Origin of the sequence: Marinomonas rhizomae (assembly GCF_003315485.1) — a bacterium.
In the GTDB taxonomy this organism is placed as follows: domain Bacteria; phylum Pseudomonadota; class Gammaproteobacteria; order Pseudomonadales; family Marinomonadaceae; genus Marinomonas; species Marinomonas rhizomae.
In genome coordinates this window covers 37,889-59,872 of sequence record NZ_QNSE01000014.1, presented here as the reverse complement: position 1 = coordinate 59,872, position 21,984 = coordinate 37,889, and the positions used below count along the sequence as shown (strand labels likewise).

At 42.0% G+C, this 21,984-nt stretch carries 23 protein-coding genes; 9 read left to right on the top strand and 14 right to left on the bottom strand.

The window, feature by feature from the left end:
* Nucleotides 1-23: 23 nt before the first annotated feature.
* Entirely contained in the window at nt 24-968 is a 945-nt protein-coding gene (locus DFP80_RS17290; RefSeq protein WP_113918065.1) for a LysR family transcriptional regulator, read from the bottom strand.
* A gap of 112 nt (nt 969-1,080) precedes the next feature.
* On the opposite strand from DFP80_RS17290, the gene DFP80_RS17285 reads away from it, so the two are divergent.
* On the top strand, nt 1,081-2,046 hold the full coding sequence (locus DFP80_RS17285) for a DMT family transporter (RefSeq protein WP_113918064.1): 966 nt from the start codon (nt 1,081-1,083) through the stop codon (nt 2,044-2,046).
* Nucleotides 2,047-2,062: 16 nt separating this feature from the next.
* On the opposite strand, the gene DFP80_RS17280 is transcribed toward DFP80_RS17285, so the two are convergent.
* The 10 genes from DFP80_RS17280 to DFP80_RS17235 form a co-directional block, all read right to left on the bottom strand.
* Nucleotides 2,063-2,413, bottom strand: a complete 351-nt coding sequence (locus DFP80_RS17280; protein ID WP_113918063.1) for a DUF6164 family protein — start codon at nt 2,411-2,413, stop codon at nt 2,063-2,065.
* An 86-nt stretch (nt 2,414-2,499) separates the two neighbouring features.
* Nucleotides 2,500-4,053, bottom strand: coding sequence for an EAL domain-containing protein (locus tag DFP80_RS17275; RefSeq protein WP_113918062.1), 1,554 nt, complete (start codon nt 4,051-4,053; stop codon nt 2,500-2,502).
* Between the two features lie 254 nt (nt 4,054-4,307).
* On the bottom strand, nt 4,308-4,859 hold the full coding sequence (locus DFP80_RS17270; RefSeq protein WP_113918061.1) for a DUF3833 domain-containing protein: 552 nt from the start codon (nt 4,857-4,859) through the stop codon (nt 4,308-4,310).
* Nucleotides 4,860-4,889: 30 nt separating this feature from the next.
* Nucleotides 4,890-5,618, bottom strand: coding sequence for a hypothetical protein (locus DFP80_RS17265; RefSeq protein WP_175020633.1), 729 nt, complete (start codon nt 5,616-5,618; stop codon nt 4,890-4,892).
* A gap of 5 nt (nt 5,619-5,623) precedes the next feature.
* Nucleotides 5,624-6,142 carry a DUF2878 domain-containing protein gene (locus tag DFP80_RS17260; protein ID WP_113918060.1) on the bottom strand — a complete coding sequence of 173 codons (519 nt, stop codon included), beginning with the start codon at nt 6,140-6,142 and terminating at the stop codon, nt 5,624-5,626.
* Between the two features lie 17 nt (nt 6,143-6,159).
* Nucleotides 6,160-7,425: an SAM-dependent methyltransferase gene (locus DFP80_RS17255; RefSeq protein WP_113918059.1), complete on the bottom strand. Its 1,266-nt coding sequence runs from the start codon at nt 7,423-7,425 to the stop codon at nt 6,160-6,162.
* A 45-nt stretch (nt 7,426-7,470) separates the two neighbouring features.
* Nucleotides 7,471-8,250: a DUF1365 domain-containing protein gene (locus DFP80_RS17250; RefSeq protein WP_113918058.1), complete on the bottom strand. Its 780-nt coding sequence runs from the start codon at nt 8,248-8,250 to the stop codon at nt 7,471-7,473.
* Nucleotides 8,244-9,494: an NAD(P)/FAD-dependent oxidoreductase gene (locus DFP80_RS17245; protein WP_113918057.1), complete on the bottom strand. Its 1,251-nt coding sequence runs from the start codon at nt 9,492-9,494 to the stop codon at nt 8,244-8,246. The genes DFP80_RS17250 and DFP80_RS17245 overlap by 7 nt, the downstream gene beginning before the upstream one ends.
* Nucleotides 9,495-9,560: 66 nt before the next feature.
* Nucleotides 9,561-10,310 (bottom strand): SDR family NAD(P)-dependent oxidoreductase, encoded by a 750-nt coding sequence (locus DFP80_RS17240; protein ID WP_113918056.1) that lies wholly within the window; start codon nt 10,308-10,310, stop codon nt 9,561-9,563.
* Between the two features lie 10 nt (nt 10,311-10,320).
* The gene (locus tag DFP80_RS17235) at nt 10,321-10,764 is read right to left on the bottom strand and encodes a nuclear transport factor 2 family protein (RefSeq protein ID WP_241560301.1); all 444 of its coding nucleotides are present in this window, start codon (nt 10,762-10,764) and stop codon (nt 10,321-10,323) included.
* 265 nt (nt 10,765-11,029) lie between these two features.
* Between DFP80_RS17235 and DFP80_RS17230 the strand changes: the two genes are divergently transcribed.
* The 3 genes from DFP80_RS17230 (at nt 11,030) to DFP80_RS17220 (ending at nt 12,615) form a co-directional block, all read left to right on the top strand.
* Complete coding sequence (locus DFP80_RS17230) at nt 11,030-11,605, top strand: sigma-70 family RNA polymerase sigma factor (RefSeq protein WP_113918054.1); 576 nt, start codon at nt 11,030-11,032, stop codon at nt 11,603-11,605.
* A gap of 5 nt (nt 11,606-11,610) precedes the next feature.
* Entirely contained in the window at nt 11,611-12,303 is a 693-nt protein-coding gene (locus DFP80_RS17225) for a ChrR family anti-sigma-E factor (protein ID WP_113918053.1), read from the top strand.
* Nucleotides 12,304-12,432: 129 nt separating this feature from the next.
* Nucleotides 12,433-12,615: a PFL_1563 family small protein gene (locus tag DFP80_RS17220; protein WP_048814147.1), complete on the top strand. Its 183-nt coding sequence runs from the start codon at nt 12,433-12,435 to the stop codon at nt 12,613-12,615.
* A gap of 84 nt (nt 12,616-12,699) precedes the next feature.
* Here the strand turns inward: DFP80_RS17220 and DFP80_RS17215 are convergent, their stop codons facing one another.
* Nucleotides 12,700-13,545 carry a MurR/RpiR family transcriptional regulator gene (locus DFP80_RS17215; protein ID WP_113918052.1) on the bottom strand — a complete coding sequence of 282 codons (846 nt, stop codon included), beginning with the start codon at nt 13,543-13,545 and terminating at the stop codon, nt 12,700-12,702.
* Nucleotides 13,546-13,743: 198 nt separating this feature from the next.
* On the opposite strand from DFP80_RS17215, the gene DFP80_RS17210 reads away from it, so the two are divergent.
* Nucleotides 13,744-13,932, top strand: coding sequence for a hypothetical protein (locus tag DFP80_RS17210; RefSeq protein WP_113918051.1), 189 nt, complete (start codon nt 13,744-13,746; stop codon nt 13,930-13,932).
* Nucleotides 13,933-14,003: 71 nt separating this feature from the next.
* Entirely contained in the window at nt 14,004-15,038 is a 1,035-nt protein-coding gene (locus tag DFP80_RS17205; protein WP_113918050.1) for a LacI family DNA-binding transcriptional regulator, read from the top strand.
* Nucleotides 15,039-15,266: 228 nt separating this feature from the next.
* Here DFP80_RS17205 and DFP80_RS17200 read toward each other — a convergent pair whose 3' ends face one another.
* Both DFP80_RS17200 and DFP80_RS17195 read right to left on the bottom strand, forming a co-directional pair.
* On the bottom strand, nt 15,267-16,310 hold the full coding sequence (locus tag DFP80_RS17200; protein WP_175020632.1) for an ABC transporter permease: 1,044 nt from the start codon (nt 16,308-16,310) through the stop codon (nt 15,267-15,269).
* A 32-nt stretch (nt 16,311-16,342) separates the two neighbouring features.
* The gene (locus DFP80_RS17195) at nt 16,343-17,893 is read right to left on the bottom strand and encodes a sugar ABC transporter ATP-binding protein (protein ID WP_113918049.1); all 1,551 of its coding nucleotides are present in this window, start codon (nt 17,891-17,893) and stop codon (nt 16,343-16,345) included.
* 495 nt (nt 17,894-18,388) lie between these two features.
* Here DFP80_RS17195 and DFP80_RS20720 point away from each other — a divergent pair, with 495 nt between their 5' ends.
* The 3 genes from DFP80_RS20720 to DFP80_RS17185 all read left to right on the top strand — a co-directional run bounded on the left by DFP80_RS20720 (nt 18,389) and on the right by DFP80_RS17185 (nt 21,983).
* Nucleotides 18,389-18,526, top strand: a complete 138-nt coding sequence (locus DFP80_RS20720; RefSeq protein ID WP_158601374.1) for a hypothetical protein — start codon at nt 18,389-18,391, stop codon at nt 18,524-18,526.
* 102 nt (nt 18,527-18,628) lie between these two features.
* A complete protein-coding gene (locus DFP80_RS17190; RefSeq protein ID WP_113918048.1) occupies nt 18,629-19,525 on the top strand; it encodes a sugar phosphate isomerase/epimerase family protein in 897 nt (298 codons plus the stop codon).
* 520 nt (nt 19,526-20,045) lie between these two features.
* Nucleotides 20,046-21,983 (top strand): bifunctional 5-dehydro-2-deoxygluconokinase/5-dehydro-2-deoxyphosphogluconate aldolase, encoded by a 1,938-nt coding sequence (locus tag DFP80_RS17185; RefSeq protein ID WP_113918047.1) that lies wholly within the window; start codon nt 20,046-20,048, stop codon nt 21,981-21,983.
* Nucleotide 21,984 lies beyond the last annotated feature (1 nt).

The window sequence follows — 21,984 nt, the reverse complement described above, 5'->3', positions numbered from 1 at the left end:
GACTAAATGTGCTGAAATATCACTCAGCTAGAAAGGCACAATTCTGGGTAAGGAATTAAGCCTTTGACTACCCGTTCACAAATGTCTCTAAACCAAATCACACCAGGATCCTTTTCTATCGATTTTGGCCAGCTTGAATAATAATGAATAAAGGGAAAATCCATCGGTAGGTCTTTTATCACCAAGCCAAATTGCTGTTGAAAGCGCTCTGGTAGCAAGCCACTATTACTCATTAACAGCGACGTTCTACCTACCGTTTCCAAGGCGGCCAGCATGTAAGGCGTACGAAAGGCAAAGTGCCGCTCCCGTGCGCGTTCGCCAAGTAAAGCATCACTAATGACAGGGTTAGAACCGCCCAAATTCACTAAGACATGGGAGTAAGCCAAATAGTCATCTAGAGTAATACTGTCTTTCGTGGCTAATTCATGATTCGCGGACATAACACAGCGAAATTTTTCACGCCCCAATAGATGTTTCTCAAAACGATTAGGAAGCTGAATGTAATCACTACACAAGGCAAGATCTAAAGAATGCTCGGCTTGATTAAGTAAACTGGTTTCAGTCAGTGTACTGGTTTCCAGTAAGGCAAACGGTGCTTCGAGATAAAACTGTTCAGCAATCGCAGGAATATAAGCTTGCGCCTGATAATGAGTGGTTTGCATGCGAAAAGTTCGATGGCTACTTTGCGGCTGAAATTCAGATTCAGTCCACAACCCTGCCATTTGCTCCAACATAAGTTTTAAAGGCGCTTCTAGGGCTAACGCTTTCGACGTCGGCACCATGCCTTTTGCAGTACGAATAAACAAAGGGTCATCAAAAGCATCTCGCAATCGGTTTAACAATCGACTCATGGCGGATTGGCTCAAGTAAAGACGATCTGCCGCCCGACCAACGTTACGCTCTTCCAATAAATAGAGAAGTCCAGTCAAGGATTTAAGATCCAAATGTTGTAGCGAACTAGGAATCATAACCAAATCTCGAATTGTGCATAATGATTAGAACTATTATGCATTGGATTTAATAAGGAGGGAAAGCCATTATGAAATTTCTGATTCTCTTCACTGTTATAAGGCTACTCCCATGCTAACGGCAAAACAGACTTTCTTGTACGGCCTCTTTTTTAGCTCTATCACGGTACTGTTTTGGGGAATGCTGCCCATTGCGCTCAAATTGTCTGGAGGTTTTTCCGATCCTATTACACTGACTTGGCTACGCTTTTCGGTGGCTGGAATTATTTTGGGCTTATGGCAATGGCAACGCGGTAAACTAGTTGAGTTTAAATCGCTCACGAGAAATAACTGGTTACGTCTGTTCGCCGCAGGGACATTTTTAATTGTTAACTACACCTGCTTTGCATGGAGCTTGAACTTTTTATTACCGGGTTCAGCGCAATTGAGTTTTCAAATCGCGCCTCTGTTTCTTGCCTTGGGTGGTTTGTTCTTTTTGAAAGAAAGCATTAACTGGCAACAATGGTTATGTTTTGTGGGAATCGGTTTGGGGATGTTGGTTTTCTTCCACCCTATTTTTGGGCAAGGCGGTCATGGCTCAATTTGGACTGGTTTTGCCATAGTACAAATGTCTGCGGCGGCATGGTCTATGTATGCTTTGCTGCAAAAGTCATTATTCAAACATTTAGCGCCTTCCAACATTTTACTGGCCATTTATATCTATGCCTTGGTCGTTATGTTGCCATTTTCTTCACCAAGCGAACTATTAAAAATGTCTTATGACGATGCTTGGATTGCCGCTTTCTGCTGCCTTAATACATTGATAGCCTATGGCGCGTTTGCACAAGCTATGCGTTATTGGCAGACCGTACAAGTCAGTGCTTCTGTAGCTCTGACGCCTGTAATGGCTTTCATATTAACGGAGTTCTGTATCGCATTTGGTTGGTGGTCAGACAGCATCAGTTCATCTCATGCGGACTTGCTCAGTTTGTTCGGTATGTTGATTGTCATCGTCAGCGCGATTAATGTGCAATTGATTAGTGCAAGAGTGCAGCGTAAAGCCGCGTTACTAACAAAGCCATTAAATGAAGCCACTTAAATTGACTATCCAGACATTACAGCCACAGCGTAAATGGAACGATTGAAATGCCTAAAATAAGCAACACGGCAATTAAAGTAAAAATGGCTTCCGCTGGATTTTGACGAGCGTGTTGTAAATAGCCCAATATCCACTGCCCAAATGTAATCGGACGCATAGTTTGCGCACGAGCGATTTGGTCTTCTCTGATCAATTCCCGCGCTTTGATGGCTTGCTCTTTGTCTTTTACCCACAGTCCAGCCATAGAGATCTGCCAGCGTCCTGCTGTTGTTTCGTAAAAGGCTATGTCATGGTCTGCTAATAATTGGCGAATATCGTCCGCTTCCTCGTCAGGAACATATTTAAGCCGAAAAACCAGTGTTGCCATAGTGTAAAAACCTTGAACGTAGAAATTGAGCGGTAGAGGGTAAGAGAAGCCAAGTCATAATACAATCCTGCATCACAATCACGCCTTTAATTAGCGGCGTTTTCTTCAAACCAAGCAATAACCTGATCTTTCGGCAAAGGCCGACAGAAGTAGTAACCTTGCACTCTGTCTACACCCAATTCACGAACCGCATTTAGTTGATCTTCACGCTCAACCCCCTCAGCCACCAATTCCATATTTAGCTCTTTGGCCAATTTAGTAACTGAAGTGAGTATCTGACGAGTGAACTGATCGTCCTTCAAACTGGCGATAAAAATTTGGTCCAGCTTTAATGTGTCATATGGGAAACGGCGCAAAAAATCTAACCCCGCATAGCCTGTACCAAAGTCGTCGACGGACAAACCAATACCTAGGGCTTTAATATCTTCGAAGCGGCTCACCATCAAAGGTAACTCAGCAGAATTCAGTGCGGTGGTTTCTGTGACCTCAAGGCCAAGCCGGCCTTTCAGCTCCGGATACTCGCCAAGAATAATAGATAAGTTTGGTGCAAAATAATCTTTAAGGAAACTGTGCCTATCAACATTCACTGAAATTTTAATATCTCTGAGCTGTTCTGGGTATTCTCGGTAAAAATCTCCTACCTTGCGGATCACCATCCAAGTAAGATCATCAATCAAGCCCAGTCGATCAGCCATATCTACAATCACCAGTGGCGAGACTTGACCATGACGAAATGATCGCCACCGGATAAGCGCTTCCATTTCATGAAATCCACCCTCACTTAGTGAAACAATCGGCTGAAAATACACTTCCATTGCGTTATTTCTAATCGCTCGCTTAATGCAGTGGCGTAAAGAGCGACGATAATAAATCAGTACTAAATGACCAATATAAAAGACTGCGAACAAGAACCCCCAGCTCAATAATATAAACGGAGAAATCGACCATAAATGATGCCAATATAGGCTCGAAGGCAAAAACACCACCAGCGTCATTGACCAATCTGCTAAAGACTCTTCTTGCTTAGCAAGCACATCTGAACCAATACCTTCTCTATTGGAAGAAAATACTTGCTTTCCAATGGTCAGCTCATAAAAGTAGTCAGGTAATAGTATTTGATCGACACTGATCGCAATGTTCTTTGGAGGCGCTAATCCATTCACACCAAGGCCATCTGCTCTTTGATAAAAAGCAAAAAAAGTCGACTCACCCAACGTATTAGAATTCACTAAAGAAACCGTTTTACGATCCTTACTCTTTGTGATTCTTGCTGCTATCGAGCTATAAATTTTAAAATCTGTCGGACCTAAATTTGAACAGTACACTCTAAAGTCAGAGTCAAACAAGCCAATTTCTTTCAAGGTTGGAGAATAAAATACCACACGCCTCAAACGTGTTAAGTCCGCTTTTTCACAGGATAGATCGCTATCCTCTGCTGCCTGTTTTAACTCAGTAAAAATGCCATTCATTCGGTCCGACAAGGCTTTTTTAGCCGCGTAAGTACGATCACTGACATCGCTCAACAAATAAAAATAAAGACCTAGAGTAAATATAGCGAGGGTAATAAACAAAGAAAGTAAGCCATAAAAAAAGATGACTCTTTTTTTCGAAGGCTCTATTCCAGTGATAGTCTTAAACACTAAGCTGCCTCCTTATCCTTATGTTTAACCTCAGACTTAAAACACACTTTGTGCAAAAACATTGCACACAATATAATGATAATTACATAGATATTAAAATGTACCAATAAAAAAAGACCACCCGAAGGCAGTCTTATGTATATAACATAGAAAATAAGGTCTTTACTCGATAACTCTACCCAACTAATTCATAAAACATTGGAAGCGTTATTCAACTTTGTATAGAGACTCAGGAAGTCGTTCTGTAACGAGCTTTACTGTGGCGTTTTTTGAATGACAATCGACAAGTAACCCACTTCAAAACCAAATTTCGTCATAACCGATTCATTCATCACGACGCCCTCTTTAACCATGTACATACGATCGTCTACATTAACGTCAAGTAAGTCTCCGTCATAAGGGACTCGCAACACATACTTCATAAACAAAGCATTGCCAGCAAGGTTAATGTCGCCCTTCCCGATAACATCATTGGCTGTTGCGGTGTAATGACCTTGTGCATCTGGAGTCATTATCCAAGTTCTTTTTTGCACCTCCCCATCATCAAACACAAACACTTCAGCGAGTGTTCCAACCCCCTTGTCCCAACTGCCCTCTAGAGTGGCATTGAAATAACGAATCACTTCACCACTGCGATTTTTTAAGATGCCGTGAGCGGTCAAAGAGCCTGAAAAAAATTGTTGTAGCTCAAACTTAGGCTCATTCTTTGCGTATAAAGAAACGTCAGGTGTAGAGCAAGCCGCCAACAACAATGCACATAAAACAACAGCAATTTTGCCTGAAATAGAGCGCCATAGATGAATCATATTGCTTCCTTTGAACACTAAAAAATATGACTAAATGTAATGATATTGAATATCAACCGTTTGATACTTGCCTTGTTCGTCACAAATGTTGGCTCGGCCGGTAAAGCGTAATAATCTTTTATTGGATGGATCATAAGCGACTACAATAGGGTCTACCGCCATCCTGACAAACCAAGAAACAGGCTTAAGCGCGAAGCACATGGCGCCTTCTTTTGTGCCATCAACACAGGTGATCTGACTGAAACGAAAGCTGAATGTTGACTGACGGCTCGGCACCAGATATTCAATGTCCATCTCTTTCCCAGATATTAGACTTCCCCAATACTGTTTTACAAAAGCGTCAAAACCCGCATCAACTACCATTCCTGGAGCTAATTTCAGTACATTTTTTTCAATTTTGGCGTTACTGTTTTCTCGATAACGTATTTGGAGTTGATCACCACGCCGAGTGACATCAATTTTTTCACCATTGCGCTTATTCAATTGAGAGAACGTTGGGGTAATTCGTGATTTGGAAAAATCGATCGTTTTATCCGCAAAAACACGCCCATTTGGCTCTGAGTACTCCACCTTATAAGTATCTTTGCTAACTTGTTGATGAGTTTCTCGGTACAACAAAGCGCCTGTTTCGACACTATAGGCACTGCCAACCAGTTGCGAGAAAGAGTCATCGGCTGCGCCAAAGGAACGACATGAAAAAATCACAATAGCGACAATAAGAGACCACTTTGATAACGGTAGAGCACAAACACGTTTCATCCTCTTTATTCTCCTTCTTCTGGAAATAGAGCCCATTTCTCACAGAGCCATACACCCAACAATAACACCATAGACCAGATGAGAGCGACAATGAACAAACTCAACATAAGGGGCTCAGCCAATCTAATACCCGCTAAATTTGCCCCTGCAAAATAACTCATAGTGGGTCCAACCGCACCAAGTAATGCGCTGAAGAGATAACGCGAACGCAGAAAAGCCAAACTATGAGCGAACAAGGTGCCGACACTCACCCAAAGACAGATCAACCACACTGGTGGCGTATTAAAACCTTTGAGCTCCTCTGCGTTTGTCGAGAAAACACCTATTTGAAATAAGCTGCCGTCTATCACTAAACCAAGAGCAAAAAAGACAAACAACAAACGCCACTCTTTTCGAGTTTGCATAAAATAGCGATCATGCAAAATCAAATAAATTAGAGTAGCGACCAATGCCCAAGTGCTACCTGCCAATAAACAAATAAACCAGACAACTTGAAACAAAATGGCATTCATCAGAGGTTTCATGCCATTCACTCCTTTGATCACTGCGCGATGGACAAACGGTGATCAGGCTTAGCAAAAATGAACTGCCCAGTGCTAATCGCACGCTCCTTAAAACCACCCTCACAATAGGCAAGATAAAAATCCCACATGCGACAGAAAACTTCATCGAATCCCATATCCGTCACTTCGCGACGCGCAGCATGAAAACGTGTACGCCAGTCAGCAAGGGTTTTTGCGTAATGTTCTGTGATGTCTTCTAAGCCGACTATCTGCATGTCTGTTTTAGAGGCAATTTTATGAGCGATTACTTGGTTAGATGGCAGACAACCACCAGGAAATATATAACGCTGAATAAAGTCCACTGAACTGCGGGCGTAATCGTAACGCTGATCAGCAATCGTAATCGCTTGAATGACCATCACACCGTGCGGCTTCAATAGCGCACTACACTTAGAAAAATAGCTGTCGTAGTATTCATGCCCTACCGCTTCGATCATTTCAATCGACACCAATTTGTCATATTGGCCTTGCAGATCACGATAATCTTCAAGCAATAAAGTAATCTTGTCCTGCAAGCCTTCAGCTTCCACTCGCGCTTTGGCAAATTCGTACTGCTCTTTCGAAATAGTGGTCGTGGTCACTTGGCATCCATAATGTTTTGCAGCATGAATCGCCATCCCCCCCCAGCCAGTACCGATCTCTAGCAAGTGATCTTCTTTACTAAGCTGAAGCTTTTGACAGATGCGATCTAATTTATTCACCGAAGCTTCTTCTAGAGAAGAGTGAGCTTGGGGATAAACCGCAGAGGAATACATCATGGTAGGATCTAAAAACAAAGAGAAAAAATCATTACCCAAATCGTAATGAGCAGAGATATTGTCCTTGGAACCCTTCTTAGTATTAGCATTTAGTTTATGAACAATTTTTGTACCGATTCGGCTCCAAATGGGGCGTTTCGCGTCCATTTTATTGATCAGGTTTAAATTAGCGACCATCAAGCGAATAACACCAACCACGTCTGAAGAAGACCACCAGCCTTTCATATAGGCTTCGCCAGCACCAATACTGCTGTTTAAGAACACATCGCGGTAAGCGTGAATATCATGAACATGAATATGGGCGATGTACTGAGTATTTTCTTTCGCTTCACCAAAAGAATAAGTTTCCCCACTCTCCTCCAAAGTAAGATGACCCACTTCCAATTTACCCAACATGGTAAAAACCATCTTACGGGCTAAGTTGTCGAACCATGTGGTTGTGCGATTTTTTCTCACTTTTTGATTATCCATACTGACGGAGTTCATACTGGTTAGTCTCCTATTACATTTGTGCTACAAAATTTATTGTTTCTATTTCGTAGTGGTAGACGATGAATTCGGATGTGAATAAAAAGGTACTTTCTTCATCCAAAGCTTAAGTGCTTGCCAATAAATACCGAATGCGACTTTCATCGTCATGACCGGATAACTAAACAGTACCCTAGCCATAGAACTTGATGTTAGCGTCATTCGAGTCAGGGATAATGTGGCATCAAACACACATTGCTCACCTACTAACTCCCTGTTCTGCATGTGCACCGCTAACTTCTTATTCGGAACGTTGCTACGCCAATCGTAAAAATGTTCCATCGGGTGAAAAGGCGATACATGCATGGCCTTATTAAATTGAATACGCTGCATTTGATCGCTTGGATCACATTTTAAAACGTAAGGGATTTTTTCTTTCCACGGAGTGTTAGTCACTTCAAGCAACATAGCTTGCAGTTGCTCATGTTCATCAAAGCAGTAATAGATGGTAATAGGGTTGATGATAAAGCCAAAGTATCGACAATTAGTCAGCATACGAACTGAGCCAGATAAACTCAGCCCCAGACGGCTATTCACTTCCGATAACACCGCTTGTTTAATGGAGAGAGATTCGTTCCCAAAATAATCCTTTCGAGAAAATCGAGCGAACGACCAATGCTTCATTGACCACCAAGGGCTCATCGCCAACACATCGTCTAACTCGTCTAAATCGAAATACATCATAAAAACACGATAGCGAAATGCATGGGAACGCGGCGTAAAGCGACGATGTCGCACCATGCCATGATAAATAGCGCTGTGCTTAGGAACAAAATCTACCATGAAATACCAAGCCCATTCGCGACACGAACACCGCTCCAACAACCATCTTCGTGAAAACCGTTACGCCAATAAGCGCCACAGAACCATGTTTTATTGACGCCATTAATCTCTGACCAACGATCCTGCGCCTTGATGCCTTCCAAAGTAAAGGTAGGATGAGAATACTGAAAGCGCCCAACTATTTTGTCTTCCGCGATCATATCCGTCTGGTTTAAGGTGACGACATAGGTTGTATCACTTGAAAAATGCTGCAGAATATTCATGTTGTAGCTAAGGGTTGCAGGCTTGGTGCGGTCTTCACCTAAATGATAATTCCAACTCGACCAAGCCAATTTTTTCTTCGGCAATAACTCTATATCAGTGTGGAGCATCACTTCGTTATTTCGATAAGGGATGGCTCCCAAAATTGCTTGTTCGTCTGGTGAAGAATCTGCCAACAAAGCCAAGGCTTCATCACTGTGACAAGCAAACACCACTTGATCGAAAACCTGTGTGGAGCCATCAGCAAAGTGAATTACTACGTTCTCTTCGCTACGATGGACTTTCGCTATATTCGCTCCTAGCTGAATTCGATCTTCGAATGTTTCCACCAGTGGTTTTAAATACGCTGACGAGCCTCCTTCAATGACGCGCCATTGCGGACGATCGTTGACACTTAGCAAACCGTGATTCTTAAAGAAGCGAACAAAAAACACCAAGGGAAATTCCATCATTTCATCCAAGGTAGACGACCAAATCGCACTGCCCATAGGAATTAAATAGTGGCTCGCAAAACGACTACCGTAACCCTTTTCTTTCAGATATTCCCCTAGCGTTACCCCTTCTTTTAATTGGTTACTTTCTAGATCTTGGATGGCCTCTTTATTAAAACGCAAGATGTCTTTTAACATGCCAATAAAAGAGACATTCAGCAGATTGCGACGCTGAGCGAACAAGGTATTTAGGTTATTGCCACCATACTCTAATCCGGTACGCTGACAGCTGACACTAAAACTCATTTCTGTTGCCTTAGACTTCACCCCCAACTCATCCATCAAGCGAATAAAGTTCGGATAGGTCCAGTCATTAAAAACAATAAAACCAGTATCAATTGCCCGAGTACTTCCTGCTTCCTCTACTTGTACGGTCGCGGTATGACCGCCGATCCGCTCTGCGGATTCAAACACCGTTACATCATGTTGCTGCTGTAAAAGATAAGCGCTGGTTAGACCCGAAATCCCTGATCCAATAATGGCAATTTTCACTCATTGTCCCCTTAAAACATATTTTGTTATGACCAGCCAAGCTGGTTTTTTTAAAATTCGAAATGGTTATTTTTTCGGTGCTAACTTAGCAAACCATAATTTAGGAAAGTGCCTTCCAATCCATAACATAGCGGTTAATCGCTTAGGGAAAGCATATTCATATGGACGAGATTCCAAGGCATCAAACATGCGTTTTGCGGCTTCTTCTGGCGACATCAAAAATGGCATATCAAAAGTATTTTTTTGCGTCAAAGGGGTATCAACAAAACCGGGTAACAGACAAGTGACATCAACATTGAATGGTTTCAAATCCATGCGCAAAGAAGATAGGAAATATCGAATCGCCGCTTTACTTGCTCCATAGGCTTCTGCTTGAGGGAAAGCGGCTTGTACGGCTTGAGAGCTCACACCCACCAGATGAGGGCGTGATGCCTTTTTCAGTAAGGGCAAACACACTTCGACACAGTTCACCAAACCCAAAAAGTTAACCGACATAATGCGATTCATCATTTTCCAGTCTGGCTCATGTATGTCTAAATATTCACAAGTACCAGCGTTTAATACAGCACAATCTAAATGAGCTGAATAGGTGCTCAAAGTGTTTTGGACAGTGCCTATTTGGCTATCATCTGTCATATCAAAAGGCACAAAAGTGAGCCTATCAAACTCTTTTAAGAGACTATCAAGCCCACCAGGTGTTCTCGCGCTGGCCAATACCCGCCAACCATCCTCTAAATAACGCCTGCTCAACGCAAGGCCGATGCCAGAGCTTGCTCCAGTTACCCAAACGACTTTTTCATCCACGACAGTGCTCATAATACTCTCCTTAGCTCGCAAGACGTTTCTTTAGACCTTTCACCGCAACCCCTAACAAAGGGACATGTTCATAAAGCATTTGCCCAAGGTCATAAACGTCTTCATGAAAGTAAATACGTTCATTAAATTGCACCTGACTAATACCACGCACTGTAATGGTTTTATTACCTAACTTGGGGTGTTTAAAGTGCATATTCCATTTTATGTAAGCCGTATTTTCAGCAATGACTTGATCCAAATATTCAAAACGACCACTACGAACGTTGACACACATTTCAGATAAATAGGCATGCAAACTTTCAGCTCCACGTAACTCATGGACCGGATCTTTGAACAATACATCTTCTGTATACACGTCATCTATTTTGTCTAGCTTTGGATGCTTTACATCAAGATAAAACGCTTTAAAGCGCTCTATTAACAAAAAATTGGAGTCCATTTTAGAGTCCGCCATGCCCATCACTTACCTTAGCCATCTTGGCTTGTAGAATAGATCGAGATCGATTCGTTTTATTTATTCTAATTAAACGTAGCCAAACACGTTATGGATCACTCTTTTTATATAGAAGGTACAAAAATGGATATTTTTCAGCCTCTCTATTTTTCAGCATTTAAAATACTGAATTTTTTTACTGTTAAAAAAAACGAATGTGATCCATCCTTCTAATCACTGCGTATATTTATAAATCGACATATCAGCTTTCCTTTTGGAGCAATAAATGGAACGCGCAATAGAAATAGAACCAGATGAACAACGCCTAGCGGATATGCTTGCTATTGCGGAACACAGAGATCAAGCGGCACTCGTTCGCCTATTTGATCATTATGTTCCAAAAGTAAGAGCCTTCTGCCTAGCGGCACAACCTGGCGCAAATTTAATGGCCGATGACATTGCTCAAGAAGTGATGATTCGTATCTGGAACAAAGCTCACACTTATAAGCCAGAATCCGCATCCCTAAATACTTGGGTTTTTACTCTAGCAAGAAACGCACGTATTGATTATTTGCGTAAAAACAGTCGCCATCAGTCAGATATTGATCCTGAGTATCTTTGGCAAAATGTAGTCGACGAAAATGCAGACCCATTTAAAGACGCTCAGCAAAAAAGAGATCAAGAACGGATTCAACAAGGCCTAGAAAAATTGCCTGCAGATCAAAAACAGGTTTTAGCCAAAGTTTACTTAGAAGGCAAAACCCACAAAGAAGCAGCGGAAGAGCTATCTCTTCCTCTCGGAACGATAAAGTCTCGTGTTCGCCTTGCTTTGCACAAACTCACTATTTACGTTAAGAGGTAGTATCGATGATTAACTACCATCCATCGATTGAAATACTGACCGACTACGCTGCCGGTTCATTACCATTAGCACACTCTTTATGCGTATCCACGCATCTAGAGCGTTGCCAAGAATGCCAACAGCAAATTCGTAAGCTGGAAATGCTGGGGGCGCACCTTTTTGATAGGACTCACACTGATAGTCGTCAGTTGAGCAATTTAAAAGACAGTTTTTTCGAGAAACTAAACGCCCAAGTCGAACAAAAAAATGAAAGTCTAAGTGTTGAAGAAGAGCCTGTAGAAATTGATTGGGATAACTACGTCATTCCTAATAGCCTGCGGCAATTTATTAAAAAAAGTTATGATGATCTGAATTGGATGCGCTTATCACCCTCGTTTAAGATTGCCACACTTTACAATGAAGAAGGCGGTGCTCAAATTGCGCTGACCAGAGTCAAAGCTGGCGCCCACATGCCAACTCACACGCATACGGGCGATGAAATTACACTTGTATTGGAAGGCGCTTTTTCAGACGAAAGCGGTGTTTATCGTCAGGGCGACTTTATTAATCGTGACGCTAGCCACAAACACAAACCAATAGTCACTAAGGATGCAGAATGCATTTGTTTGACCGTGCTAGACGCACCGATTGAGTTTACTGGTTGGCTAACGCGACTACTGAACCCTCTTATTCGCCGATACCATCCACATTCAAGCTAATGTAAACAGACTGTGCCTATCAACAGAGCCAACGATAGGCACACGATTGCAGACGTTAGCCAATAACAAGCAAATTTTGTGAAAATCTGGTATAGTCCTTGTTCAAACTAAAAACAAGGACTATTTATCATGGCAACTAAGAAGAAACAGCCAGCAGCTTCGGAGACGTCTGAATCCATTGAAAAGCAAATGCAAGAGTTTCTAGCTCGCGGTGGACACATAGATAAAATCGATTCAGGAGTTAGTGGACAATCTCAGCTAACAGGATCACGTCATATTTCTCTAGGAAATAGCAAAACGAAAGCACAATAGGCCTTCGTTTTATTCCGCTAAGACTATACTCATTAGTGAAAGAATAACGCAGACTTGGCTTCCTTTATCAAGCCTGAAGCCAGTCTATGCGTTCTTCCTCTCTAGTTCATAAGCCAAGCCAATCGACAATGCCTGCGCTAAACATAGCGAAGAGGACAAAGAACGAAATGAATCTATCTCAGCTTCTTTGACAACAAAACACACCGACGCAATAGAAGCCAATGGACTAATTTGATTGTCTGTAATAACAATAAGCGGCACATTTTTTTCTGCCGCCGCTTTAGCAACACTTTGCGTTTCCTCAGCATAAGGGTGAAAACTCACCGCAATAAGCACATCATTCTTGCCTAAAGCGCTAGCCTGTTCCTTATACATACCACCTACGCCATCGACTAAATATGCTTTTTGATCAATATGACGCAAAGCATAGGCAAAATAGCTAGCGACAACAAACGCACGCCTCACCCCAACAATATGCGCAGCATGTGCTTGAGACAATATTTGTATTGCCTTATTTAAATCGTCTGCTGCTGTTGTTTCCCCCAAATGACCAAGCGCTATCGCATTCGCATGGGAAAAACGAGTTAATAATTGAGACGGTGACTGCTGATTACTTTCTTCCCCAAACGCCTCTCGCGCCAAACGGATACGATCTTGATAACTAGGCGCTTCCTCCATTAAATTCTGCTGGAATAACTTCTGCATTTCACTAAAACCACTAAAACCGAAAGCATTCGCAAACCGAACCCATGTCGAAGGATGTACTCCAGCGTCTTTAGATAAAGTTGCAACGGTACCAAAGGCAACTTCGCTTGGCGCATCTAATACAAACTCAGCTACTTGGCGTAGTCGTTTACTTAATGTTGAATAATGCTGTTTAATAATTTCTTTCAAATCTGTTAAAGATTCTGGAGCAAGGACATCTGACATGAAATACTCTCTGTACTCAATACTCTCCCAACTAAGGTAGTCATAGCCACATAGAAAAATAGTGAGCCTATTGAGAGAGAAGTAATTATTGCAATGTTAGAATAAAAATTCTAACTTAGTAGTTACTAACATGTCTAGTCTCAAAACATCTAGACAAAGACACTTATTCAATAAAAACTACAAAATAGGATATTGACATTGAACGAAGCAGATCTTAAATTTTTCCGCCCTAAATGGCGTCGTGTTACAGCTACTGTGTTTTGTTTTGGCTGGACATTAGTCGAGTGGCTATCAGGAGAACCTTTCTGGGGGATCATTGCAGCAGGCATTACTTTCTATTGTTTATGGAATTTTTTTTATCAATTCGATGAAAATCAAGATGCATAAGGCATTATGCTGCGCGCTAAAATATCTATTCAAATAACAATAATGTACGGCATATTATCAGGTTATTTTCTATGTCTAAAAGACCAACTATTCACGATTTAGCTAATGCAGCAGGCGTTAGCATCGCCACCGTTGATCGGGTATTAAATAAGCGCTCCAAAGTACGAGAATCAACCTCTCAGCGCGTTCTAATAGCGGCCGAAGATATTGGCTACCACGCGTCAGGCTTACTGAAAAGACGCGTACGAGAATCTAAACCGGTTAAGCGTTTGTCTATTTTACTACAACGTAGCAACGATGAATTCTATGAAAGATTAGGTGCTGCTATTCGCAAAGCCTGCGCACAGGAAACCCAATTCCAATTTGAAACACGAGTGATCTTTATGGATGAAGTCACACCAGAGTATGTCACCGAACAAATAATCAAAGAAAGCAAACACACTGATGGTATTGCAATCGTCGCCTTGGATGATCACACCCTTAATCGACATATAGAACAATTGGTTGAAAAACACACACCTGTCTTTACTATTTTATCTCCTCTTTCTACAAACACCTGTACCGGACACATTGGTGTGGACAATAGAAAGGCCGGACGCACTGCCGCTTGGGCTATTTCTAAACTGGCTAAAACAACCGGTAAGGTCGGTATTTTGCTTGGCAGCCACCGCTATTTAAACCAAGATATTGCTGAGATTAGCTTCATTTCCTATTTTAGAGAAATTAAGCATAACTTCGATTTACTTACCCCTCTCACCAACCTAGATGATGACACGCTCGCTTATCAAGCAACCAAAACGCTACTTACCAAGCACCAGAACGATTTAACCGCCATTTACAGTGCTGGAGGCGGCGTAAGAGGTATTATAAGAGCCTTAAAAGAAGCAGGAAAAAGCCGACAGATAACACTTATTTGCAATGAATTAACATCTTGCACCCGCCTAGCATTAAGTGATGGCACCATAGATATGATTATTGCGACCCCAGTACAAAAACTAGCGCATCAACTGTCAGACCTATTCGCAGAATCTTTTAGTCATAAGAAGTACCGACCTCTTGCTCCAGTCCAACTCTCAGTCGAGCTACATGTAGCGGAAAACCTATAAACTTTTAGAACAATTTTTATAGGTTATAACCTTATTTTATCTGTTTAACTACCCTCTGTCCTAGACTCTATCCGCACAAAGCCAATCCTTTCAATAAGCCTAAAGAATACATTTAACCTTGTTCAACTCCTACTCAGACCTTAAAATCCACACATAAAAAAGCAGCTCGATGTACAACAAAGAGCTGCAATAGGGAATTTAGATCCCCGACAGAGACAGTAAATAACGCTATGTTGTCTTCTTACGCTTGTTCTGACGTTGTTGGTCAATAACCACTGCAACAACGATAATAGCCCCTTTAATAATGTCTTGGTAATAAGCGTCGATCCGTAAAAAAGTAAAACCAGACAACATTACACCTAAGATTAAGGCTCCGACTACGGTTCCTGCAATACGCCCTCGGCCACCAGAGAGAGAAACCCCACCGATAACGGCTGCAGCAATCGCATCCAACTCATACATTAAGCCCATACCAGCTTGAGCGGTTTTAATACGAGCAATTGCAACCATTGCCGCCAAACCAACAAGCAACCCAGCTATCGTATAGACTTTGATTAAATGACGGTCAATATTGATACCGGAAACGCGTGCAGCCTGAGGGTTTGCACCAATTGCATAGGTAAACTTACCAAATCGTGTGTAGCGCATAACAATATGGAAGATAATTGCGACAACAATAAAGATAACTACTGGCATCCAACGATCTAAGGCATTACCGAGCATCGCGAATTCTTTTGTGAAGCCAGATACAGGGCTGCCATCTGTATACCAACGAGCAACACCACGCGCCGAAACCATCATGCCTAATGTTGCAATGAATGGTGGGATTTTCGTCTTCGTGATCAACCAACCGTTCACAAAACCAGCCAATGCACCGACAATGAGGCCGACAATTAAAGGCACCACGAAGGGTAAATCCGTTAACGCAGGCGAAATCACTTTAGGCCAATTACTAGATTGCGCAAATGTCGCAGCAATCATGGCAGACATCGCCACCACAGACCCAGAGGATAAATCGATTCCTCCGGTGATGATCACCATAGTCACCCCGATGGCAATGATCCCAATTACTGAAACTTGCAAAACAATAATCTGTAGACGACTCATGTTCATTAAAAAGCTTTGACCAATAAAGATCCAGCCAAGTATTTCAAACATGATAGAAATACCCACTAACACAAGAAGAATACTCACCTCAGGAGGAATTCTTTTTGTCTTCTTGGCCCCTTGGCTATCTTTAGCCGTTTTCATGGTGTCATTTAACGTAGTCATAAAAAAACCTCTTATTTTTCTAATTTTTTATACTATTGTGCGGCCAAATTCATTACAGATACTTGGTCAGCTTCAGAACGGTCCAAAATGCCAGTAACATGACCTTCGTGCATCACAAGCACCCTATCACTCATGCCCAGTACTTCAGGTAACTCAGAAGAAATCATAATGACAGCAACCCCTTTATGAGCGAGCTGTGTAACTAATGTGTGGATTTCAGACTTAGCCCCAACATCAATCCCTCGAGTAGGCTCATCCAAAATCAAAATGCGCGGGTGGGTAAGTAACCAACGACCTATTAATACTTTTTGCTGATTACCACCTGAAAGATTCTCAATAGACTCTTCCATATTCGGAGTTTTGACGCGCAATTTGCGGCACAACTCTTCGGATTCTTCGTTTAACTTAGTTTGATCAACAAAACCACCGTTATTAACAAAATTTTCATGCAAAACCGCTGATTGAATATTTTCTTGGATATCTAAAGAAAGAAAACAGCCCGTTTCTTTGCGGTCTTCAGTTAAAAAAGCCATGCCTTGTCTAATGGCATCGTTTGGATTTTTAATGTTAACTTCTTCTCCACTAATCCAAACAGTGCCTGAGTCTGCTGGCGTCACACCGAAAATAGCTTCAGCGACATTTGAACGTCCCGAGCCAACAAGGCCAGCAAAGCCTAGAATTTCACCAGCTCTAACATCAAAAGAAACATCGTGAAAAACCCCATCTAACGTCAGGTTTTTTACAGATAATAAGACATCACCTAATTCCACTTCTTCTTTTGGAAACATCTGATCAACACTGCGGCCTACCATCATCTGGATAATGTCATCGCGAGTTACGTTACTAGATGCATGCGTTCCAATGTATTTTCCATCACGGAAAACCGAAAACTCATCAGCAATTTCAAACAGTTCGTTCATTTTGTGTGTGATATAAACAATACCAATACCTTGTTCACGCAGACTACGAATAATTTCAAAAAGGTGAGCCACTTCCGTTTCAGTAATCGCCGAAGTTGGCTCATCCATAATCAATACATCTGAGTTAAAAGACACGGCTTTAGCTATTTCCACCATCTGACGATTAGCGACCGATAGCGTGCTGATCTCTGCTTCAGGATCAAGCTGAATATTAAGGCGTTCAAAAAGCTCCTCTGTCATTTTGTGCATTTCAGAGTGATCAATGAAACCAAAGGAGTTCGTTGGCTCGCGTCGAATCCAAATATTTTCAGCCACTGTCATTTGATTCATCAGCAACAGCTCTTGATGAATCATGGCGATACCGGATTCTTGGGCTTTCAGAGGAGTTTCTAAGGTGATTTTTTCGCCGCGCAACTTGATTTCACCGCGATCAGGCTGATAAATGCCAGCAATAACTTTCATTAAGGTTGATTTGCCAGCCCCATTTTCTCCCATAAGAGCATGCACACTTCCTGGACGAACCTTTAACATCACATCATCCAATGCCAGCACACCAGGAAACTCTTTGCGTACATTAACAACTTCTAAAACGTATTCGAATGATTGCTCTCGGGGAATTGCGCCATTAACAGGCACTGCTTCCTCAACTGCTGCGCTACTCATAACGCAATCCCTCCAATTTTTATTTTAATTTAATGGATTTCTAGTCTTTTAACTTCTAACTATTATTTCAAAATATTTTTTTATTTTGCGATCACCCTAGAAGATAAGCATTTATACGCTTTATTTGTTTTATTTTTCCAATAAGGCAAATAAGCAATTCAATACATAAAGATTTCTTTCTTCTAAGCACATCGCGGAGACGCTACTAATTAGAATATATATATTCCACAAATAAGCATCCTTGGAATATATATTCCAATTTGCTTGATATGACTAATTTTGTCAAGCCTAAAGTTACAATTTTATAGAGATTCATCATTCTCACCAAATGATGTTATTTGATAGTTTATGAATAAATCACAACATTCTTGATTGACGATTTTTTTTTACAGGCGGTACTATGCCAAGGTAAAAATAATTCTAAAATCGCACCCTTGTATTACTTAATTCGTACTTTAAGCAAGAAATACAAGACACTCTTTAAAGGTAAGCAATATGTCTATACGCTCAAAACGCGTCGCTCTAGAAGCGATTGATGCCGCTGATCAAAAAGATAGATTCTACCTAGCCCATGACATATTCCATCATAAAGTTGGAAAACATGAGCCTTTTTCAGAAACATATGGCATTTAAAAATCCAAAACGAGCAACTCAAGACAATATTGATTTTGTTAGTCAAACACTAGTAACTGACCAAATTCATTCTATTAAAATAAATAAAAGGGCTTTATTACTATGAAAATTGCACTCGATCCTTATATGCACCGCCACCTTTCTTTGGAAGAGCTATGTAGAGCAACCAAGGAAATGGGGTACGATCACATTGAGCTGTCACCTCGCGCTGACTTTTTACAGTGGTGGACACGCCCTCGCGTTTATCCTGAGCGTTTACAAAGCTTTAAAAAGGCCATGAAAGATCACGACGTTTCTTTGTCTACTATCCAACCTATGTATCGTTGGTCTAGCCCATACGAAGACGAATGGAAAATGGCCATGGACAATTGGAAGCGAACAATTGAAATCGCCGTTGAACTGGACAATCCATTATTAATCTCCGAATTTGGCCGCGGAGGTTCGCCTGAACGCTCCAATGCGGACCGCCAAGGCATTCACACGCCAGAAGCCTGTGAAAATGCGTTCTGGCGCTCAATGGACGTACTTGTCCCTTTGCTAGAAAAAGAAGGGCTGACCCTATGTGTGGAGCCACACCCGGAAGATTGGGTTGAGGAAATGGCGCCAGCAGTCGAGATTATCAAAACCATCAATTCGCCAGCAGTTCAGTGTTCCTATATCGCACCCCATTCTTTTTATTATGGGGAAGATTTAGCCGAAACTATTCACGCTACCAAAGGTATTTTACAGCATGCGCGAGTGGCCGATACCTACAACCACAAAGGCTCTTCACAGCTACGCTATATCGTCAACCCGCCAGGCTCCAATGCCCGCGTACACCAGCACCTGGATATGGGCGAAGGCGAAATAAATTGGGATATATTCTTTAAAAATTTGCATGAAATTGGCTTTGATGGCGTGCTATCCAGCTGCGTATTTGCATGGGATGAAAGAGCCGAACAGTCATCTCGCTTCATGCGTGATGAAATCCAACGTTATGTTGATAAGTACTGGAAATAAAAACCCTTTATTGACAGCGACCAAGAATAAATCAAAAAAATAAACTCATTATCAGGCCTTGGTACAACCGTTTATAATGGATGGTCACAGGGCTATTAAGAAACCAAGCGATGCCGCCCTCACGATATCAGGGCGGCATCCATGATGAATATCATCTAGCTGCCACATAAATTTATTCTGCTAACAACCACCAATCACCCAAGACCATCAACACACCCCATCAGAGTCCCTAATATTCACACCTAATAGAATACAGGCCGATCGCTTCAAACCTAAAAATTCGCTTTTTTAGGTCAATCTGAAAAACCATTTCAAAAAAAACCTTTAAAACGTTGATTTTTATTGCTTTTTAAAACAAAAAATGAATTTGGAATATTTTATTCATGTGTATTGAAAATATAGAATATATGTTCTAACATTGCTTTAGGTATATTAAACAATAAAAAAACAGCCACTTCATTTTCGACAAAGTACTAATTCACCTTGTTGTCATTTCGGCTGATACAGGAGATGAAGAACCATGCTCAAAGATAAAACGCTAGATCTTATTTGTCTTGGTCGCGCAGCAGTCGATATGTATTCAGAGCAAATAGGAAGCCGCTTAGAAGACGTTAGTAGTTTTGCAAAATACCTTGGAGGCTCATCCGGCAACATGGCATTTGGCACCGCTCGTCTTGGTTTAAAAAGCGCCATGTTAACTCGTGTTGGTAATGAACATATGGGACGCTTCGTAAAAGAAGAGTTGGACCGTGCAGGCGTAGATACCAGTCACATTATTACCGACCCAGAGCGCTTAACTGCTTTGGTAGTACTCGGCATAAAAGATCAAGATACTTTTCCATTAATTTTCTATCGTAATGACTGCGCCGATATGGCGGTAAGTAAAGACGACTTTGACGCAGACTTTATTGGTTCTGCAAAAGCCCTTGTTATTACAGGCACCCACTTCTCCACAGAAAGCACGTACGAGGCCAGTAAACAAGCCATCGCATACGCCAAACAAGCAGGCACTAAATGCGCCTTGGATATTGATTATCGCCCTGTTCTTTGGGGCTTAACAAACCCAGGCGACGGCGAAACACGTTTTATTTCCAATGAAAAAGTTTCGGCGCACATGCAAAGTATTTTGGCTGACTTTGATCTTATCGTTGGTACCGAAGAAGAAGTCCATATTGCTGGCGGCAGCACTGACACTATTACAGCACTGAGAAAAATCCGCGAACTAAGCAACGCCACTATCGTGTTGAAGCTTGGCTCTCAGGGTTGTACGGTTCTTGAAGGAGCTATTCCTGACTCTATGGACGCGTTTGAGCTGCATGTTGGCGTTCGTGTTGATGTACTCAATGTACTTGGCGCCGGCGATGCTTTTATGAGTGGCTTTTTACGTGGTTGGATTCGCGGCGAATCAGCAGAGCAATCTTGCACTTATGCCAATGCATGTGGCGCTTTGGTTGTATCTCGCCATGGTTGTGCTCCTGCAATTCCAAGCGCTGAAGAATTAGATAATTACATTGCTCGGGCAGCACAAATTAAACGCCCTGATTTGGACCGTGAACTGAATCATTTGCATAGAGTCACTACCGAAAGATTACCGTACGACTGGCAAGATCTATGTATTTTTGCTTTTGACCATCGTAAACAGCTCTTTGATATCGCTCGCGAAGAAGGTGCTGCCCCAGCTCGAATTAAAAAGCTCAAGCGCCTATTGGTTGATGCATTAGATGTTGGTGCTCGCGAACTAGGTAACAGTCAATACGGCGTATTAATCGATGACACTTATGGTCAGGACGCCCTAAACGCGGTTACTGGTCGTGGCCTTTGGATTGGTCGCCCAGTCGAGCTACCCAGCTCTCGGCCAATTGAATTAGAAGGTGGACGCAGCATTGGTTCACGCCTAAAAAGCTGGCCGAAAGAGCACATCGTAAAATGCCTTGTTTTCTATCACTCTCAAGATGAAGTGGAAATGCGTGCCGCTCAAGAGCGCCAAGTGATAGAACTATATAAAGCGTGTTGTATTTCTGGTCATGAGCTATTGCTAGAAATTATTCCACCACATGGCAAAGACTTCGACGACAGCCTATTCACTGATTCGATCAAACGCTTCTATCACTTAGATGTGCGCCCGGACTGGTGGAAACTGCCACCTCAATCTAAAACGAACTGGCAAGCCATTACAGACATTGTTCATCATCATGATAAACACTGCCGTGGTGTCGTCATGTTGGGATTGGATGCACCAATGAACGAATTAAAACAAGGTTTCGCCAACAGTGCTGGCTTTGATATTGTCAAAGGTTTTGCGGTAGGCCGTTCTATTTTTAGCGAGCCTAGCCGCGCATGGTTGGGGAATCGTTTTAATGATCAGCAACTCATTGACGCCATCGTCTCTAACTATTTGGAATTAGTATCCTACTGGAAAGAACGCCATAGCACTCAGCCACAACAGAAACAGGCTTAAA

Bases quoted from the DNA above. Each gene is read 5' to 3' on its own strand.
- DFP80_RS17290 (WP_113918065.1), bottom strand. From the start codon at position 968: ATGATTCCTAGTTCGCTACAACATTTGGATCTTAAATCCTTGACTGGA.
- DFP80_RS17285 (WP_113918064.1), top strand. From the start codon at position 1,081: ATGCTAACGGCAAAACAGACTTTCTTGTACGGCCTCTTTTTTAGCTCT.
- DFP80_RS17280 (WP_113918063.1), bottom strand. From the start codon at position 2,413: ATGGCAACACTGGTTTTTCGGCTTAAATATGTTCCTGACGAGGAAGCG.
- DFP80_RS17270 (WP_113918061.1), bottom strand. From the start codon at position 4,859: ATGATTCATCTATGGCGCTCTATTTCAGGCAAAATTGCTGTTGTTTTA.
- DFP80_RS17265 (WP_175020633.1), bottom strand. From the start codon at position 5,618: ATGAAACGTGTTTGTGCTCTACCGTTATCAAAGTGGTCTCTTATTGTC.
- DFP80_RS17260 (WP_113918060.1), bottom strand. From the start codon at position 6,142: ATGAAACCTCTGATGAATGCCATTTTGTTTCAAGTTGTCTGGTTTATT.
- DFP80_RS17255 (WP_113918059.1), bottom strand. From the start codon at position 7,425: ATGAACTCCGTCAGTATGGATAATCAAAAAGTGAGAAAAAATCGCACA.
- DFP80_RS17250 (WP_113918058.1), bottom strand. From the start codon at position 8,250: ATGGTAGATTTTGTTCCTAAGCACAGCGCTATTTATCATGGCATGGTG.
- DFP80_RS17240 (WP_113918056.1), bottom strand. From the start codon at position 10,310: ATGAGCACTGTCGTGGATGAAAAAGTCGTTTGGGTAACTGGAGCAAGC.
- DFP80_RS17235 (WP_241560301.1), bottom strand. From the start codon at position 10,764: ATGGCGGACTCTAAAATGGACTCCAATTTTTTGTTAATAGAGCGCTTT.
- DFP80_RS17230 (WP_113918054.1), top strand. From the start codon at position 11,030: ATGGAACGCGCAATAGAAATAGAACCAGATGAACAACGCCTAGCGGAT.
- DFP80_RS17225 (WP_113918053.1), top strand. From the start codon at position 11,611: ATGATTAACTACCATCCATCGATTGAAATACTGACCGACTACGCTGCC.
- DFP80_RS17220 (WP_048814147.1), top strand. From the start codon at position 12,433: ATGGCAACTAAGAAGAAACAGCCAGCAGCTTCGGAGACGTCTGAATCC.
- DFP80_RS17215 (WP_113918052.1), bottom strand. From the start codon at position 13,545: ATGTCAGATGTCCTTGCTCCAGAATCTTTAACAGATTTGAAAGAAATT.
- DFP80_RS17205 (WP_113918050.1), top strand. From the start codon at position 14,004: ATGTCTAAAAGACCAACTATTCACGATTTAGCTAATGCAGCAGGCGTT.
- DFP80_RS17200 (WP_175020632.1), bottom strand. From the start codon at position 16,310: ATGACTACGTTAAATGACACCATGAAAACGGCTAAAGATAGCCAAGGG.
- DFP80_RS17195 (WP_113918049.1), bottom strand. From the start codon at position 17,893: ATGAGTAGCGCAGCAGTTGAGGAAGCAGTGCCTGTTAATGGCGCAATT.
- DFP80_RS20720 (WP_158601374.1), top strand. From the start codon at position 18,389: ATGTCTATACGCTCAAAACGCGTCGCTCTAGAAGCGATTGATGCCGCT.
- DFP80_RS17190 (WP_113918048.1), top strand. From the start codon at position 18,629: ATGAAAATTGCACTCGATCCTTATATGCACCGCCACCTTTCTTTGGAA.
- DFP80_RS17185 (WP_113918047.1), top strand. From the start codon at position 20,046: ATGCTCAAAGATAAAACGCTAGATCTTATTTGTCTTGGTCGCGCAGCA.